General features: G+C 70.7%; 9 protein-coding genes. 4 read left to right on the top strand and 5 right to left on the bottom strand.

The window, feature by feature from the left end:
- Positions 1-3: 3 nt before the first annotated feature.
- Together ACWGDX_RS25355 and ACWGDX_RS25350 are read right to left on the bottom strand one after the other, a co-directional pair.
- Positions 4-1,164, bottom strand: coding sequence for a dihydrodipicolinate synthase family protein (locus ACWGDX_RS25355; protein ID WP_453629031.1), 1,161 nt, complete (start codon positions 1,162-1,164; stop codon positions 4-6).
- Positions 1,161-2,312 carry a Gfo/Idh/MocA family protein gene (locus ACWGDX_RS25350; RefSeq protein ID WP_453629029.1) on the bottom strand — a complete coding sequence of 384 codons (1,152 nt, stop codon included), beginning with the start codon at positions 2,310-2,312 and terminating at the stop codon, positions 1,161-1,163. The genes ACWGDX_RS25355 and ACWGDX_RS25350 overlap by 4 nt, the downstream gene beginning before the upstream one ends.
- A 149-nt stretch (positions 2,313-2,461) precedes the next feature.
- Between ACWGDX_RS25350 and ACWGDX_RS25345 the strand changes: the two genes are divergently transcribed.
- The 4 genes from ACWGDX_RS25345 to ACWGDX_RS25330 all read left to right on the top strand — a co-directional run bounded on the left by ACWGDX_RS25345 (position 2,462) and on the right by ACWGDX_RS25330 (position 7,753).
- Positions 2,462-3,553, top strand: coding sequence for a LacI family DNA-binding transcriptional regulator (locus tag ACWGDX_RS25345; protein WP_453629027.1), 1,092 nt, complete (start codon positions 2,462-2,464; stop codon positions 3,551-3,553).
- A gap of 230 nt (positions 3,554-3,783) precedes the next feature.
- A complete protein-coding gene (locus ACWGDX_RS25340) occupies positions 3,784-4,779 on the top strand; it encodes a bifunctional helix-turn-helix transcriptional regulator/GNAT family N-acetyltransferase (protein WP_453629025.1) in 996 nt (331 codons plus the stop codon).
- Positions 4,776-5,552: a sugar phosphate isomerase/epimerase family protein gene (locus tag ACWGDX_RS25335; RefSeq protein ID WP_453629023.1), complete on the top strand. Its 777-nt coding sequence runs from the start codon at positions 4,776-4,778 to the stop codon at positions 5,550-5,552. Before ACWGDX_RS25340 ends, ACWGDX_RS25335 begins: the two co-directional genes overlap by 4 nt.
- A gap of 365 nt (positions 5,553-5,917) precedes the next feature.
- The gene (locus ACWGDX_RS25330) at positions 5,918-7,753 is read left to right on the top strand and encodes a glycoside hydrolase family 3 protein (RefSeq protein WP_453629021.1); all 1,836 of its coding nucleotides are present in this window, start codon (positions 5,918-5,920) and stop codon (positions 7,751-7,753) included.
- A 211-nt stretch (positions 7,754-7,964) separates the two neighbouring features.
- On the opposite strand, the gene ACWGDX_RS25325 is transcribed toward ACWGDX_RS25330, so the two are convergent.
- The 3 genes from ACWGDX_RS25325 to ACWGDX_RS25315 all read right to left on the bottom strand — a co-directional run bounded on the left by ACWGDX_RS25325 (position 7,965) and on the right by ACWGDX_RS25315 (position 14,542).
- Positions 7,965-9,407 (bottom strand): S28 family serine protease, encoded by a 1,443-nt coding sequence (locus ACWGDX_RS25325; RefSeq protein ID WP_453629019.1) that lies wholly within the window; start codon positions 9,405-9,407, stop codon positions 7,965-7,967.
- 272 nt (positions 9,408-9,679) lie between these two features.
- On the bottom strand, positions 9,680-13,540 hold the full coding sequence (locus tag ACWGDX_RS25320; RefSeq protein WP_453629017.1) for an ABC transporter ATP-binding protein: 3,861 nt from the start codon (positions 13,538-13,540) through the stop codon (positions 9,680-9,682).
- 144 nt (positions 13,541-13,684) lie between these two features.
- Positions 13,685-14,542, bottom strand: coding sequence for a serine hydrolase (locus tag ACWGDX_RS25315; protein ID WP_365900798.1), 858 nt, complete (start codon positions 14,540-14,542; stop codon positions 13,685-13,687).
- Between the last annotated feature and the right edge of the window lie 59 nt (positions 14,543-14,601).

Here is a 14,601-nt window from a genome sequence, read left to right as displayed (position 1 = left end):
CGGTCACCGGTGTACTCCGTACACGCTCAGCAGCGACCTCATCCGGTCCTCGGCCCGCGCGGGATCGGGGAACAGTCCGAGTCCGTCGGCCAGTTCGTAGGCCCGCGCGAGATGCGGCAGTGAGCGGGCCGACTGGAGGCCGCCGACCATGGTGAAGTGGTCCTGGTGGCCGGCCAGCCAGGCCAGGAACACCACGCCTGTCTTGTAGAAGCGCGTGGGTGACCGGAAGAGATGACGGGCCAGTTCGACGGTGGGGTCGAGCAGTTCCCTGAAGCCCTTCGTGTCACCCGTGTCCAGGACACGGACGGCTTCCGCCGCCGGCGGGCCCAGCGGGTCGAAGACACCGAGCAGCGCATGGCTGAAGCCCAGGTCGTCGCCCGCGATCAGCTCCGGGTAGTGGAAGTCGTCGCCCGTGTAGCAGCGCACGCCCGCCGGCAGCCGGCGGCGCAGCTCGGTCTCGCGCCCCGCGTCCAGCAGGGAGATCTTGATCCCGTCGACCTTGTCCGGATACTCGGCGATGACCTGGAGGAACGTCTCGGTGGCCGCGTCGAGGTCCGTGCTGCCCCAGTAGCCCTTCAGGGCGGGGTCGAACATCGGGCCGAGCCAGTGCAGTACGACCGGTCCCGCCGCCTGCCTCAGGAGAGGGGCGTAGACGGCGAGATAGTCGTCGGGGGCCGTGGCGGTGGAGGCGAGGGCGCGGGAGGCCATCAGGATGGCCTGGGCGCCGGTCTCCTCGACGAGCGCGAGCTGCTCCTCGTACGCCGCGCGCACCTCGTCCAGGGAGGCGGCTCCCGGGACCAGTTGGTCGGTGCCCGCGCCGCAGGCGATCCGGCCGCCGACCGTCTTCGCCTCGGCGGCGGATCGGCGGATCAGCTCGGCGGCGCCCGTCCAGTCCAGGCCCATACCGCGCTGCGCGGTGTCCATGGCCTCGGCGACCGCCAGACCGTGCGACCACAGATGGCGGCGGAAGGCGAGCGTGGCGTCCCAGTCGACGGCGGCCGGCGCGTCGGGGGCGGTATCGGCGTACGGATCGGCGACGACATGGGCCGCGGCGAAGACCGTACGGGAGACGGGGGGTGCCCCTCCCGCGGTGAAACGGGCGGGTTCGGAGCGCGGGGTGTACGTATGCGTCCCGCCCCCGGCGGAAGGCAGCCGAAGGGTCACAGTGTCAGCTCCGGCACCTCGAAACGGCGGCCCTCCGCGGCGGACCGCAGCCCCAGCTCGGCGAGCTGCACTCCACGCGCGCCCGCGAGCAGATCCCACTGGTAGGGCTCGTCGAGCACCACATGGCGCAGGAACAGCTCCCACTGCGCCCTGAAGCCGTTCTCGAACTCGTCGTTGTCCGGGACTTCCTGCCACTGGTCGCGGAAGGACTCGGTGGTGGGGAGGTCGGGGTTCCAGACGGGCTTGGGCGTGGCGGCGCGATGCTGGATCCGGCAGCGGCGCAGTCCCGCGACGGCCGAGCCGTGTGTGCCGTCCACCTGGAACTCGACCAGCTCGTCACGGTTGACCCGGACCGTCCAGGAGGAGTTGATCTGGACGACCGCGCCGCCGTCCAGTTCGAAGATTCCGTACGCCGCGTCGTCCGCGGTCGCCGCGTATGGCTTGCCCTGCTCGTCCCAGCGCTGCGGGACATGGGTGGTGATCAGCGCCTGGACGCCGGTGACCCGCCCGAACAGCTCGTGCAGGACGTACTCCCAGTGCGGGAACATGTCGACGGTGATGCCGCCGCCGTCCTCGGCCCGGTAGTTCCAGGAGGGGCGCTGGGGCCGCTGCCAGTCGCCCTCGAAGACCCAGTAGCCGAACTCTCCCCGTACGGAGAGGATCTGGCCGAAGAAGCCCCCTTCGACGAGGCGCTTCAGCTTGAGCAGGCCGGGCAGGAAGATCTTGTCCTGGACGACACCGTGCTTGATGCCTGCGCTCCTGGCGAGCCGGGCCAGTTCGAGGGCGTCGGCGAGGCCCGTCGCGGTCGGCTTCTCCGTATAGACGTGCTTGCCCGCCGCGATCGCCTTCTTGAGGGCTTCGACGCGGGCGGAGGTCACCTGGGCGTCGAAGTAGATGTCGACCGTGCCGTCCGCCAGAACGGTGTCGAGATCGGTGGACCACTCGGTGAGACCGTGCCGCTCGGCGATCTCCCTCACGGCGTGTTCGCGACGGCCGACGAGGACGGGCTCGGGCCACAGTACGTCGCCGTCCCCGAGGTCCAGCCCGCCCTCCTCACGGATCGCGAGGAGGGAGCGCAGCAGATGCTGCCGGTATCCCATCCGCCCCGTGACGCCGTTCATGGCGATCCGCACTGTCCTGCGTGTCACGAAGTTCCCTCCACACGGCCGCAGCAAGCGCTTTCTATGAGGTAGAAAGCTAGCCTGCGACAGCGGCCGGTACAAGAGCCCGCCCCGATCTCTCCCCGATCTCCCGTGCGCTCTTCCGGAGATCTCTCCCATCCCCTTCGGAGGAAGCGATGACAGTCACCCTGGCGGATGTGGCGGCCCGCGCCCGGGTGTCGCCCGCCACCGTCTCCCGCGTGCTGAACGGCAACTATCCGGTCGCCGCCGCCACCCGGGAGCGTGTCCTGCGGGCGGTGGACGAGCTGGACTACGTACTGAACGGTCCCGCCAGCTCGCTGGCCGCCGCGACCTCCGACCTGGTCGGCATCCTGGTGAACGACATCGCCGACCCGTTCTTCGGGATCATGGCCGGTGCGGCCCAGACCGAGATCGGCGGGCAGGAGGGCACCGGCAGGGCGGGCGGTGAGAAACTCGCCATCGTCTGCAACACGGGCGGCTCGCCCGAACGCGAGCTGACCTATCTGACCCTGCTCCAGCGCCAGCGGGCCGCGGCCGTCATTCTGACCGGCGGGGCGCTGGAGGATCCGCGGCACACCGCCGCGATGACCGCGAAGCTGGCGAAACTCGCGGACGCGGGTACCCGGGTGGTGCTGTGCGGGCGTCCGCCGCTGCCGGACAGCGACGCGATGGTGGCGGCGCTGGCCTTCGACAACCGGGGCGGCGGGCGGCGGCTGACGGAACATCTGCTGGCGCTGGGGCACCGGCGCATCGGCTATGTCGCGGGGCCCATGGAGCGTACGACGACCCGGCACCGGCTGGAGGGGCACCTGGCCGCGATGGCGGCGGCGGGGCCGCGGGAAGGCGGGCGGGCCGGAGGGACGGCCGAGGAGCGGGAGTCGCTGACGGTGCACGGCCCGTACACCCGCCGCTCCGGGTACGAGGCGACGCTGGAGCTGTTGCGCCGCGCGCCGGATCTGACGGCCGTGGTCGCGGCCAATGACACGGTGGCGCTGGGGGCGTGCGCGGCGGTGCGCGAGCAGGGGCTGCGCATTCCGCAGGATGTCTCGGTGGCGGGCTTCGACGATCTGCCGTTCGCGGTGGACGCGGTGCCCGCGCTGACGACCGTGCGGCTGCCACTGTACGAGGCGGGGGCGCGGGCGGGGCGGCTGGCGATGGGCACGGAGGCGCCGCCGCCGGGCGGGATCGCCACGATCGCGGCGGAGCTGATGGCACGGGCGTCGACGGCACCGCCGCGGAGCGACTGAGGCCGGGGCGTTCGGGCGGGGGCCGAGGACGCGGGCCGGGGCGCGGGTCGGGTGCTGCGGGGCCGGGGCGCGGGGCTGGGGGCGAGGACATGGGCGCGGGCCGGGGCGCGGGGCCTGTTGGCGGGTTGGCGGGTTGTCGCCAAGGGGCGGATTGATCCTTGTCGGCTGTCGACTGCCGGACTTAATGTTGACTCAGTCAAAGAAAAGGCCGGGAAGCACGGGGGTGGATCATGGCCGTCCAGGAAGTCCGCGCGTTCAACCGCTTCTACACGAATCTCATCGGGGCGCTCGACTACAGCAGGCACCTCTACACGCCGTACACGCTCACCGAGTCACGGGTGCTGTACGAGCTGGCCCACGCGCCGCGCACCGACGCCGCCGATCTGCGGGCCGAGCTGTCCCTCGACGCCGGATATCTGAGCAGACTGCTGACCAAGTTCGAGCGTGACGGGCTGGTCGGGCGCGCGCCGTCCGAGCAGGACTCACGGCGTCGGCGGATAACGCTGACACCAAGGGGGCGCGAGACCGCGGCGCTGCTCGACGAGCGGTCGCGGGAGGCCGTGGGCTCACTGCTCTCGCGGGTCGAGCCCGAGCTGCGGCCCCGGCTCACGGACGCGCTGCGGACGGTGCGGGACATCCTCGGCGACGGGCGTCCGGGTCCGGCCGGCAGGGACGGACCGGTACTGCGCGATCCGGCCCCCGGCGAGCTGGGCTGGATGGTGCAGCGCCATGGCGCGCTGTACGCGGCGGAGTACGGCTGGAACACCGAGTTCGAGGGTCTGGTCGCCGGCATCGTGGCGGACTTCGCGCGGGACCGCGACCCCCGGCTGGAGCGGGCCTGGATCGCGGAGCTGGACGGCGGTCCGGTGGGGTCGGTGATGTGTGTACGGGACGACGCGCCGGAGGCACGGGACGCCGAGCCGCACACCGCGCGGCTGCGCCTGCTGCTGGTCGAGCCGGGCGCGCGGGGGCACGGCCTCGGGGAGCGGCTGGTCGGGACGGTGGTGGAGTTCGCGCGTGAGGCGGGATACCGGGAGCTGACGCTGTGGACCAATGACATCCTGGCCGCCGCGCGCACCCTCTACCAGCGCGCGGGATTCACCCTCGTCGCCGAGAAACCGCACCACTCCTACGGAGCGGATCTCGTCGGCCAGGACTGGCGGCTGCCGCTACGGGAAGAAGCGGTCATACCTCCGGAAGGACCGCGGAAAGGAACAGGCCCATGAAGCTCGCCTTCTCGACCCTCGGGGTACCCGGGCTGCCCATACCCGAGGTCGTCGCACTCGCCTCCTCGACGGGATACCAGGGAGTGGAGCTGCGCGCCCATCCGGAAGAGCCGGTGCACCCGGGGATCGGGGCAGGTGAACGGGCCGCGGTGGTCGACGAGTTCAAGCGCGCGGGCATCGAGATCCTGACGGTCGCGGGATACACACGGGTGGCGAGCGCGACGGCCGATGAGGACCGGCTGCGCCAGGATCTGGACGGACTGCTCTGGCTGGCACGGGATCTGGGTGCCTCGTTCATCCGTGTCTTCCCGGGCGGCGGCGACCAGGACCCGGCCGACGCCGACGCGACGGCGGCGCGCCGACTGGCGACGGCGGCGGAGCTCGCGGCGGACTTCGGTGTGCGGATCCTGCTGGAGACGCATGACTCGCACCGCACGGGAGCGGACGCCGCCCGGGTGCTGGGACCGGTGGGGCATCCGCAGGTGGGGGCGGTATGGGATGTGATGCACACCTGGCTGGGCGGTGAGGACCCGGTCACCACGCATGCGGCGCTCGGCCCCTATCTGGGCTATGTGCAGGTGAAGGACATCGCCTCGGCGGAGGATCTGACACCGCTGGCGCTGGGCGCGGGGGTGCTGCCGCTGGGTGAGTGTCTGGCGCCGCTCGATGACGACTGCTGGGTGTGCTGGGAGTACGAGAAGCGCTGGTATCCGCAGGCGGCCGAGCTGCCGGGGCTGCTGGTGGCGGGCCGGGAGTATCTCGCGGGTCTCTAGGTCTGTCCGGGAGGCGGTTCCTGTCCGGGAGGCGGCGTGGAACGCGCGGGGGGGGAAGCGAGGGGCCCGCCACCGGCGCAGACAAAGGGGGGCGCACCGGTGGCGGTGTGCTGCCGGGCCGCGGGCGGCTGGAGAGGGGAGTCGGCGATCGCAGCCAGCGGCGAGGGCCGACACCGCCGCGGAGACTTACCGGCGCACACCGATAAGACGAGTGGTATGGGCCGGAGGTTCCAAAGGTCCGGAAACTCCCATGGAAGCGTCACCTGCTGGAGAGAGCCCTTGACTGGCAGTTACTTTCCGGATAAGCGTGGTTCTTTGGAAGTTTCCTTCACCCCCCTCGCAGCGCACAGCCGGAAGGAGCACCAGTGCACGACCGGACCATCTCCAGACGCGCTCTCCTCACCGCGACCGCCGTAGCGGCGGCAGCCGTTGCCGCCTCGGCCGCCCCCGTGGTGGCCGCTCCCCCGCACCTCGCCCCCCTCGCCCCGCACCGACGCGACCGGCTTCGCCGGCTCATCTCACGGATGAGTCCGGAGGAGAAGGTCGGCCAGCTCTTCGTCATGCGGGTGTACGGCCACTCCGCCACCGCCCCCGACCAGGCCGACATCGACGCCAACCTCGCCGAGATCGGGGTCCGTACCGCCGCGGAGCTGATCTCGACGTACCACGTGGGCGGCATCATCTACTTCGCCTGGGCGCACAACACCCGTGATCCCCGGCAGATCGCCGAGCTCTCCAACGGCATCCAGAAGGCGGGACTGGCCCAGGACACCCCCGTCCCGCTGCTGATCGCCACCGACCAGGAGCACGGCATCGTCGCCCGGGTGGGCAGGCCGGCCACGCTGCTGCCGGGTGCGATGGCGCTCGGCGCGTCCCGCTCGCGCGCCGACGCCCGTGACGCCGCCAGGATCGCCGGCGCGGAGCTGGCCGCCCTGGGCATCAACCAGAACTACGCGCCGGACGCGGACGTCAATGTCAACCCCGCCAACCCGGTCATCGGCGTACGGTCCTTCGGCGCCGATCCACAGGCGGTGGCCGGTATGGTCTCGGCGCAGGTGACGGGCTATCAGAGCGCGGGGATCGCCACGGCGGCCAAGCACTTCCCCGGCCACGGCGACACGAAGGACGACAGTCACTACGCGCTGCCCACCATCCACCACACCCGTGAGCAGTGGAACGAACTGGACGCACCGCCGTTCCGGGCCGCGATCGCCGCCGGTGTCACATCGATCATGACCGCGCACATCGTGGTCCCCGCCCTGGACCCGAGCGAGGACCCGGCGACGCTCTCGCGTCCCATCGTCACCGGCGTACTGCGGGAGGAGCTCGGCTACGACGGTGTCGTGGTCACCGACGCGCTCGGTATGGAGGGCGTACGGCAGAAGTACGGCGACGACCGGGTGCCTGTCCTCGCGCTCAAGGCGGGCGTCGACCAGTTGCTCAATCCGCCGAATCTGCGGATCGCCTGGAACGCGGTCCTGGCAGCGGTGAGGAGCGGCGAGATCAGTGAGGCGCGCGTCGAGGAATCCATCCTCCGTATTCTCGAACTCAAGGAACGGCTCGGCCTGTTCAGCGGGGATGCCGCCGTCCCGCTGCGGAATCTGGACCGTACGGTCGGCACCCGGGCCCATCTCGCCGCCGCCGACCGGATCGCCGAGCGGACCACCACGCTGCTCGTCAACGAGAACGGTCTGCTGCCGCTGAACCGGCGCCGGCAGCGCGATGTGCTGGTCGTCGGCGCCGATCCGGCCTCGCCGTCCGGGACGACGGGCCCACCGACCACCGTGCTCGCCACGGCCCTGACCGAGCTGGGTTTCGGCGCCACGGCCCTGTCCACCGGAACGGCCCCGAGCGCGGCACAGATCGAGGCGGCAGTGGCGGGCGCGCGGGGCAAGGACGTGGTGGTCGTGGCCACGTACAACGTCTCGGCGACCAGTTCGCAGCGCACCCTGGTCAGCGCGCTCGCCGCGACCGGTGTGCCGGTGGTCACGGTCGCCATCCGCAATCCGTACGACATCGCGGGCCTGTCCGGAGTCAAGGCGTCCCTCGCCGCGTACTCCTGGACCGATGTCGAGGTGCGGGCGGCCGCACGGGTGATCGCGGGGCGGGTGCGGCCCCGGGGCGTGCTGCCCGTGCCGGTACAGCGCGCGGACGATCCGACGCGGGTGCTGTATCCGATCGGTCATGGTCTGTCCTACTGAGCCGGACGGATCACCGGCCGGTCCGGTCCGGACCGGCCGGGCCGCTCCCCCTGACCGGCCGGGCGCACGCGGCCGTACCGCGTCAGCCCGTACCGCGTCGGCGCCGCTGTGCGTCGGCGCCGGAGCACGGCCGTGCCCGCCGTTCTCGGGTCCGAGGACTGAGAACGGCGGGCACGGTTCGACCGGGCCGCGTGGTTCCGCGGCAGACGCGCTACGGCCTCAGGGTGTGCTCCCGCTCGACCTTCTGGCGGTCGAGCTTGGCGTCGAACGGCGCCAGCGGCTTCGCCTTCGCCACGTCCTGCTGGACGGCGGCCGGGGCGACGCCCGCCCATGCCAGGATCCGGGCCGTGGCCTTCGCCTGCTGGTCCGGGACGAGACCCGCGACATTGGCGCCGTGGTTGGCACCCGGCGCGACATACACATAGCTGTCACGCGCGCCGTGGCCGAGACGGAAGGGCTCCGCACCCCACGGGTCGTTCTGCCCGTACACGAACAGCATCTGGTTCGCGTGGTGACGGACCCAGGAGTCGACGTCCGGCATCGTGGAGGGGTCGAACTTCATCGGGATGGAGCGCGGTACGAAGTTCCGCGGCGGCTGGTAGCCGTAACGGCTCAGCTTGCCCAGGTGCGGCTGCTTGATGTCGGGCGAGCCGAGCTGGGTACCCGCCTGGTAGTAGTACGGCGTGTATGTCCCCAGGCCCTGGTCCGTGTAGGCGGAGAAGCCGGAGATCGAGTCGATGGTGTCGTAGATCTCCTGGTCGGAGGCGGTGGCCGCGACCGGGATGAACTCGCAGTCGGAGAGCAGGCTGTACTGCCAGAACGCCCAGACGAAGTCGAGCACGACGGCCTCGTACGCCTTGTCCAGCGTGCCGACGGTGGTGAAGGTGGAGCCGGTGGCGTCCGCCCACTCCTGGTACGTCTTCTCCAGCGGCTCGCGCCGGACCAGCGCCTCGCGCTGCACCGCGTTGAGCTTGTCGCGGCACTCCTTGGTGCCGACCCGCTCGAAGAACCGGTCGTAGGCCGAGTCCTCCTTGTTCACCACGTCGTTGGGCGCGACGTACGCAACGACGCCGTCCATGTCACGCGGGTAGAAGCGCTCGAAGTACGTGGCGGTCATACCGCCCTTGGAACCGCCCGTGGAGAGCCACTTCTCGGGATAGATCTTCTTGAACGCCGAGAAGATCCGGTGCTGGTCGCTGGCGGCCTGCCAGATGTCCAGCTTCGACCAGTCGGCCGGCTGCGGACGGGACGGCGTGAAGAAACGGTACTCCATCGAGACCTGGTTGCCGTCGATGATCCGTGTCGGCTCACTGCGGCTCGGGTTGGTGGAGACGTTGTAGCCGCCGGTGAAGAAGACCGTCGGCCGGCTGGTGTCCTTGTGCAGCAGGGTGACGCGCTGCTGGAAGGTGCCCTTGGACGGATGACGGTGGTCAACCGGCTGGGTGTAGTTGAGAACGAAGTAGCGGTACCCCTCGTACGGCTTCTCCTGGATCAGACTCATCCCCGGGATAGCGAGGACCCGGTCCTTGATGTCGGTGGTGTCGGTGGCGGTCTGGTGGTCCGCACCCCGATCGGCGGCGGTGGCCGCACCGGCCGTGGCCACCGTGCCTATGATCAGCACGAGCGACAACAGCCATCTCAGCGCCTTGCGCATTCACACTCCCTGTGTTCATGACAGACGCCGTGAACCTAGCGGGCTGAATGCCCGACCCGCCAGTGCCATCCAGGCAGAGGATCCGGCAGAGAGACCCGGTAGAGGGATCTGGCGGAGGGATCTGGCGGAGGATCCGGTCGGTCGAGGTCGGTCGAGCCGGAGACGCCCGGGACGGCGCCGAAGGCGCGCGGACGGCGGTTCAGCCTCGCGCGGTTCAGCCTCGCGCGCGCCCGTGCCCTCCCCGGCCTTCCCCCTCACACCCCTCACACCCCTCACACCACCGCGGCCGGCTCCTCCTCGCCGAGGAAGCTCCGCCAGAGCTTGGCGTACCGGCCCTCCAGCGCGAGGAGTTCCTCGTGCGTGCCGTCCTCCACGACCCGGCCGTGGTCCATCACGACCACCCGGTCCGCGCGGGCAGCGGTGGTCAGCCGGTGGGCGACGACCAGGGTGGTACGGCGGCCCGCCAGCCGGTCGGTGGCCTGGTTGACCAGGGCCTCGCTGGCCAGGTCGAGGGCCGCGGTCGCCTCGTCGAGCAGCAGTATGTCCGGGTCGACCAGTTCGGCGCGGGCCAGTGCGATCAACTGGCGCTGTCCGGCGGAGAGATTGCGGCCCCGCTCGGCGACCTCGTGCAGATAGCCGCCCTCCAGCGTGGCGATCATCTCGTGCGCGCCGACCGCGCGGGCCGCGGCCTCCACATCCGCGTCGCGCGCCTCGGGACGCCCGTAGGCGATGGCGTCACGGACCGTACCGGCGAAGAGATACGCCTCCTGCGGTACGACCCCGAGCCGGTGCCGATACGCCGTCAGATCCAGCTCCCGCAGATCGGTGCCGTCCACGGTGACCCGGCCGCCGGTCGGATCGTAGAACCGCGCGACCAGTTTGACGAGGGTCGACTTGCCCGCGCCGGTCTCGCCGACGAAGGCGACCGTCTGGCCCGCCGGTATCCGCAGATCGACACCGCTGAGGGCGGCATCCGCGGCGCCCCTCGGCCGCCCGCCGGTCTCCTTCTCGTACGTGATCCCGGACGCGACGTCAGACACGACGCGAGACGCCGCCCCGGACCCCGGCGCCCCGGACTCGGGTCCCTCCGACTCCAGCCCGTTGTAGGTGAACTCCACACCCTCGAAAGCGATCTCGCCGCGCAGCGACAGCACGTCCAGCGGCTCCTTCGAGGAGGCTGTCGAGGTCGGTTCCCGCAGCAGTTCCTGGATACGGCCCAGCGAGACCGTCGCCTGCTGATAGCCGTCGAAGACCTGCGAGAGCTGCTGCACGGGCGCGAAGAACAGATCAATGTAGAGCAGATACGCCACCAGCGCGCCGGTCGTCAGGGTCCCGGCCTCCACCCGCCCCGCGCCGACGATCAGCACGGCGGCGGCGGCCACGGAGGACAGGAGCTGCACGAAGGGGAAGTACACCGATATCAGCCACTGGCCGCGCACCCGGGCCGCGCGGTAGTGGTCGCTGCGTCCCGCGAAGCGCTCGGCGCCGTCCTTCTGGCGCCGGAACGCCTGGACGATCCGCAGCCCGGACACCGACTCCTGGAGATCGGCGTTGACGGCGCTGATGCGCTCACGGGCCAGTTCGTACGCCTGCACGCTCTTGCGGCGGAAGTAGACCGTACCCACGATCAGTACGGGCAGGGTCGCGAAGACCACCAGCGCGAGCTGCACGTCGATCACCAGCAGCACGACCAGAATGCCGAAGAAGGTGACGACGGAGACGAACGCCGTGACCAGACCGGTCTGGAGGAAGGTCGACAGCGCGTCCACATCGGTCGTCATCCGCGTCATGATGCGACCGGTCAGCTCACGCTCGTAGTAGTCGAGTCCGAGCCGCTGGAGCTGCGCGAAGATCTTCAGCCGCAGCGCGTAGAGGATGCGTTCGCCGGTCCGCCCGGTCTTGCGGGTCTCACCGATCTGCGCCATCCACTGGACGAGCACGGCCACCAGTCCCAGCGCCGAGGCGGCCCACACCGCGCCGAGCGCGAGCTGTTCGACGCCCTGGTCGATGCCGTGCCGGATGAGGACCGGCAGCAGCAGACTCATTCCGGCGTCGACGGCGACGAGCGCGAGACTGATCAGCAGCGGCAGTCCGAAGCCGCGCAGCAGCCGGCGCAGTCCGTACGACTCCTCGGCGGCGACGGCGCGCGCCTCGTCGACCTCCGGGGTGTCGATGGCCGGGGGCAGTGCCTCCACCTGGGCGAGCAGTTCGGGGGTGGCGCCGGGCGCCTTCGCGCCGGAGGCGGTGTACGACCTCTCCTCCCGTATCCACAGCGCGGGGGTCACTCCGCGTTCGGCGTCGAACTCGGCGTCGATCTCCCGCTGGAGGGCGCGGGCCTCCTCCGGCGACGCGATGTCCTCGGGCCCCCCGGCGGCGGGGGCGACGGGGGTGTGGCCGGGCGAGACCTCGCCCAGTTCGTCCGGGTCGGTCAGCAGCCGCCGGTAGAGGGCGGACCGCTCCTGAAGCTCCTCGTGGGTGCCGATGTCGGCGAGACGTCCGCCGTCGAGCACGGCGATACGGTCCGCCAGCCCGAGGGTGGAGCGGCGGTGGGCGATGAGCAGTGTCGTACGCCCGGCCATCACCGCGCGCAGCGCCTCATGGATCTCGTGCTCCACCCGGGCGTCGACGGCGGAGGTGGCGTCGTCGAGAAGGAGCAGCCGGGGGTCGGTGAGGATGGCACGGGCCAGGGCGATGCGCTGGCGCTGGCCGCCGGAGAGGGTCAGGCCCTGCTCGCCCACCTTGGTGTCGTAACCGGCGGGCAGTTCGCTGATGAAGCCGTGGGCCTGGGCGGCGCGGGTGGCCTTGAGGATCTCCTCCTCGGTGGCGTCCGGCTTTCCGTAGGCGACATTGGCGCGGACGGTGTCGGAGAACAGGAAGCTGTCCTCCGGTACGAGACCGATGGCGGCCCGCAGCGAGTCGAGGGTCAGTTCGCGTACGTCATGGCCGCCGACGAGGACCGCGCCGTGCGTCACGTCGTAGAAGCGGGGCAGCAGCAGCGAGACGGTGGACTTGCCGCTGCCGGAGGAGCCGACGACGGCGACGGTCTCACCGGGCCGGATCTCCATCGAGAAGCCGTCCAGTACGGGCCTGCCGTCGTCGTACGCGAACGACACGTCGTCGAACTCGACGGAGGTCACGGCGTCCGCCGGCAGTTCCTTGGTGCCGTCGTGGAGCGTCGGCTCGGTGTCGATCAGCTCCAGTACGCGTTCCACACCGGCCCGTGCCTGCTGGCCGACGGTCAGCACCACGGCGAGCATCCTGACCGGGCCGACGAGCTGGGCGAGATAGGTGGAGAAGGCGACGAACGTACCGAGGGTGATCTGACCACGGGTGGCCAGCCAGCCGCCGAGCGCCAGCATCGCGACCTGGCCGAGCGCGGGCACGGCCTGGAGCGCCGGGGTGTAGCGGGCGTTGAGCCTGATGGTGCGCAGCCGTCCGGCGAAGAGCCTGCGGCCGGCCTCCCGGAGCTTCCCGGTCTCCTGGTCCTCCTGGCCGAAGCCCTTGACGACCCGGACCCCGGAGACGGCTCCGTCGACGACCCCGGCGACGTCGGCGGCCTGTGACTGGGCGTACCAGGTGGCGGGGTGCAGCCGGGTGCGGCTGCGGCGGGCGATGTACCAGACGGCGGGAGCGACGGCCAGCGCGACCAGGGTCAGCGGCGGTGACAGCCACGCCATGATCACCAGGGACACGAGGAAGAGCAGGACGTTGCCGATGGTCATCGGCAGCATGAAGAGAAGGCCCTGGATGAGCTGGAGGTCACTGGTGGCGCGGCCGATGACCTGTCCGGTGGAGAGGCTGTCCTGGCGCCGCCCGTCGAGGCGGGCGATCGTGTCGTACATGTCCGTACGCAGATCGTGCTGGACGTCGAGCGCGAGCCGTCCGCCGTAGTAGCGCCTGATGTAGGCGGCCGCGTAGACGGCGAGCGCGGCGAGGATCAGCAGCCCCGTCCAGACGAGGAGGGAGCGGCGGCCGTCCCCGATGACATCATCGATGACGACCTTGGTGATCAGGGGGACGAAAGCCATCACCCCCATACCGGCGAGCGATGAACCGAGCGCCAGGACCACATTGCGCCGGTACCGCCACGCGTACCCGGCCAGTCGCCGTGCCCAGCCCTGCTCCGCCGCCACTGATGCCTCCCGATCGTCCTGATCTGCCGGAAGGCCCAACGCGGGCGGCGGCGGATTTCATCCCTCCGCAACAAAGCGCGGCAAAGACCGGTCCGTGGTCCTAGGACCGCGGACCGGCCTACGCCCACGCCCCGCCCCCGGCGGTCACTTCGCCGCGGCGAGGTCCTTGTGGACGGCGCGGGCGACGGCCTGGATGGTGTTGATGCCGTCGTTCATGGTCTTGTTGTCGTGTGTGAGCACGGTGATCAGATAGTTGTTGCCCTTGCCGGTGAACGCGCCGATGCTGTGCACGCGCCAGCCGTGGGTGGACCGCTGGAGCCAGCCGTTCTTGAGCTGGACGGTGGCGGAGGCGGGGGCACCCGCCGGAACGCCCCAGCGCTGGGACGAGACGACCCGCCGCATCCGGTCCAGGATGTAGCTGCGGGCGTTGTCGCTGAGCACGGTGTTCTTCGCGGTCACCAGGGTCAGCAGCTGCTGCTCGTCACGGGCGGTGATCTGGGTGAGGCCCCAGGAACCGTTCGCGCCCGGAGTGGTCTGGGTCATCCCGGCGGCCTTGAGGAACCCCTTGATCTTCGTCAGACCGAGCTGCTTCCACAGGGTGCTGGTGGCCGCGTTGTCCGACTTGGTGATCATGGCGGTGGTGAGATCGGTCTCGCGCTGGGTCAGATAGCGGTTCGTCTTCTTCGCGTCCCAGAGCAGGGTCGCGAGGACGGTGACCTTGACCACGCTGGCGGAGTCGAACTTCTGCGTCGCGCGCAGGGTGCAGCGCGTATTGGTCGTGCGGTCGTAGACCGCGACGGCGGTGGTGGACTTCCTGGACTTGAGCGCCGCGGTGATGTCCTTGGACAGCTTGGCGGCGAGGCCCGCCTTGCCCGAGGTACAGGCGACGGCCGGAGTCGCGGCCACGGCGGGCGCCGCTCCGGCGACGACCGGTACGAGCCCCGCGGCGAGGGCGACGGAGAGCGCGCCACGAGCGCGCCAGGATATTCGCTGATGAGTCATGAAGAGAGTTCCCGCCCCTGCCCCTGTCGCATCACGAGCGTGCCGTACGGCGCGCTCGC

The organism is Streptomyces sp. NPDC055025 (genome assembly GCF_053608565.1).
Note: the sequence above shows the minus strand (reverse complement) of the source record. Positions and strands in the feature narration are given on the sequence as shown.

What these genes read in the sequence shown, in the direction of transcription:
- ACWGDX_RS25325 (WP_453629019.1), bottom strand. Translation starts at nt 9,407, where the DNA reads ATGCGCAAGGCGCTGAGATGGCTGTTGTCGCTCGTGCTGATCATAGGC.
- ACWGDX_RS25315 (WP_365900798.1), bottom strand. Translation starts at nt 14,542, where the DNA reads ATGACTCATCAGCGAATATCCTGGCGCGCTCGTGGCGCGCTCTCCGTC.
- ACWGDX_RS25335 (WP_453629023.1), top strand. Translation starts at nt 4,776, where the DNA reads ATGAAGCTCGCCTTCTCGACCCTCGGGGTACCCGGGCTGCCCATACCC.
- ACWGDX_RS25345 (WP_453629027.1), top strand. Translation starts at nt 2,462, where the DNA reads ATGACAGTCACCCTGGCGGATGTGGCGGCCCGCGCCCGGGTGTCGCCC.
- ACWGDX_RS25340 (WP_453629025.1), top strand. Translation starts at nt 3,784, where the DNA reads ATGGCCGTCCAGGAAGTCCGCGCGTTCAACCGCTTCTACACGAATCTC.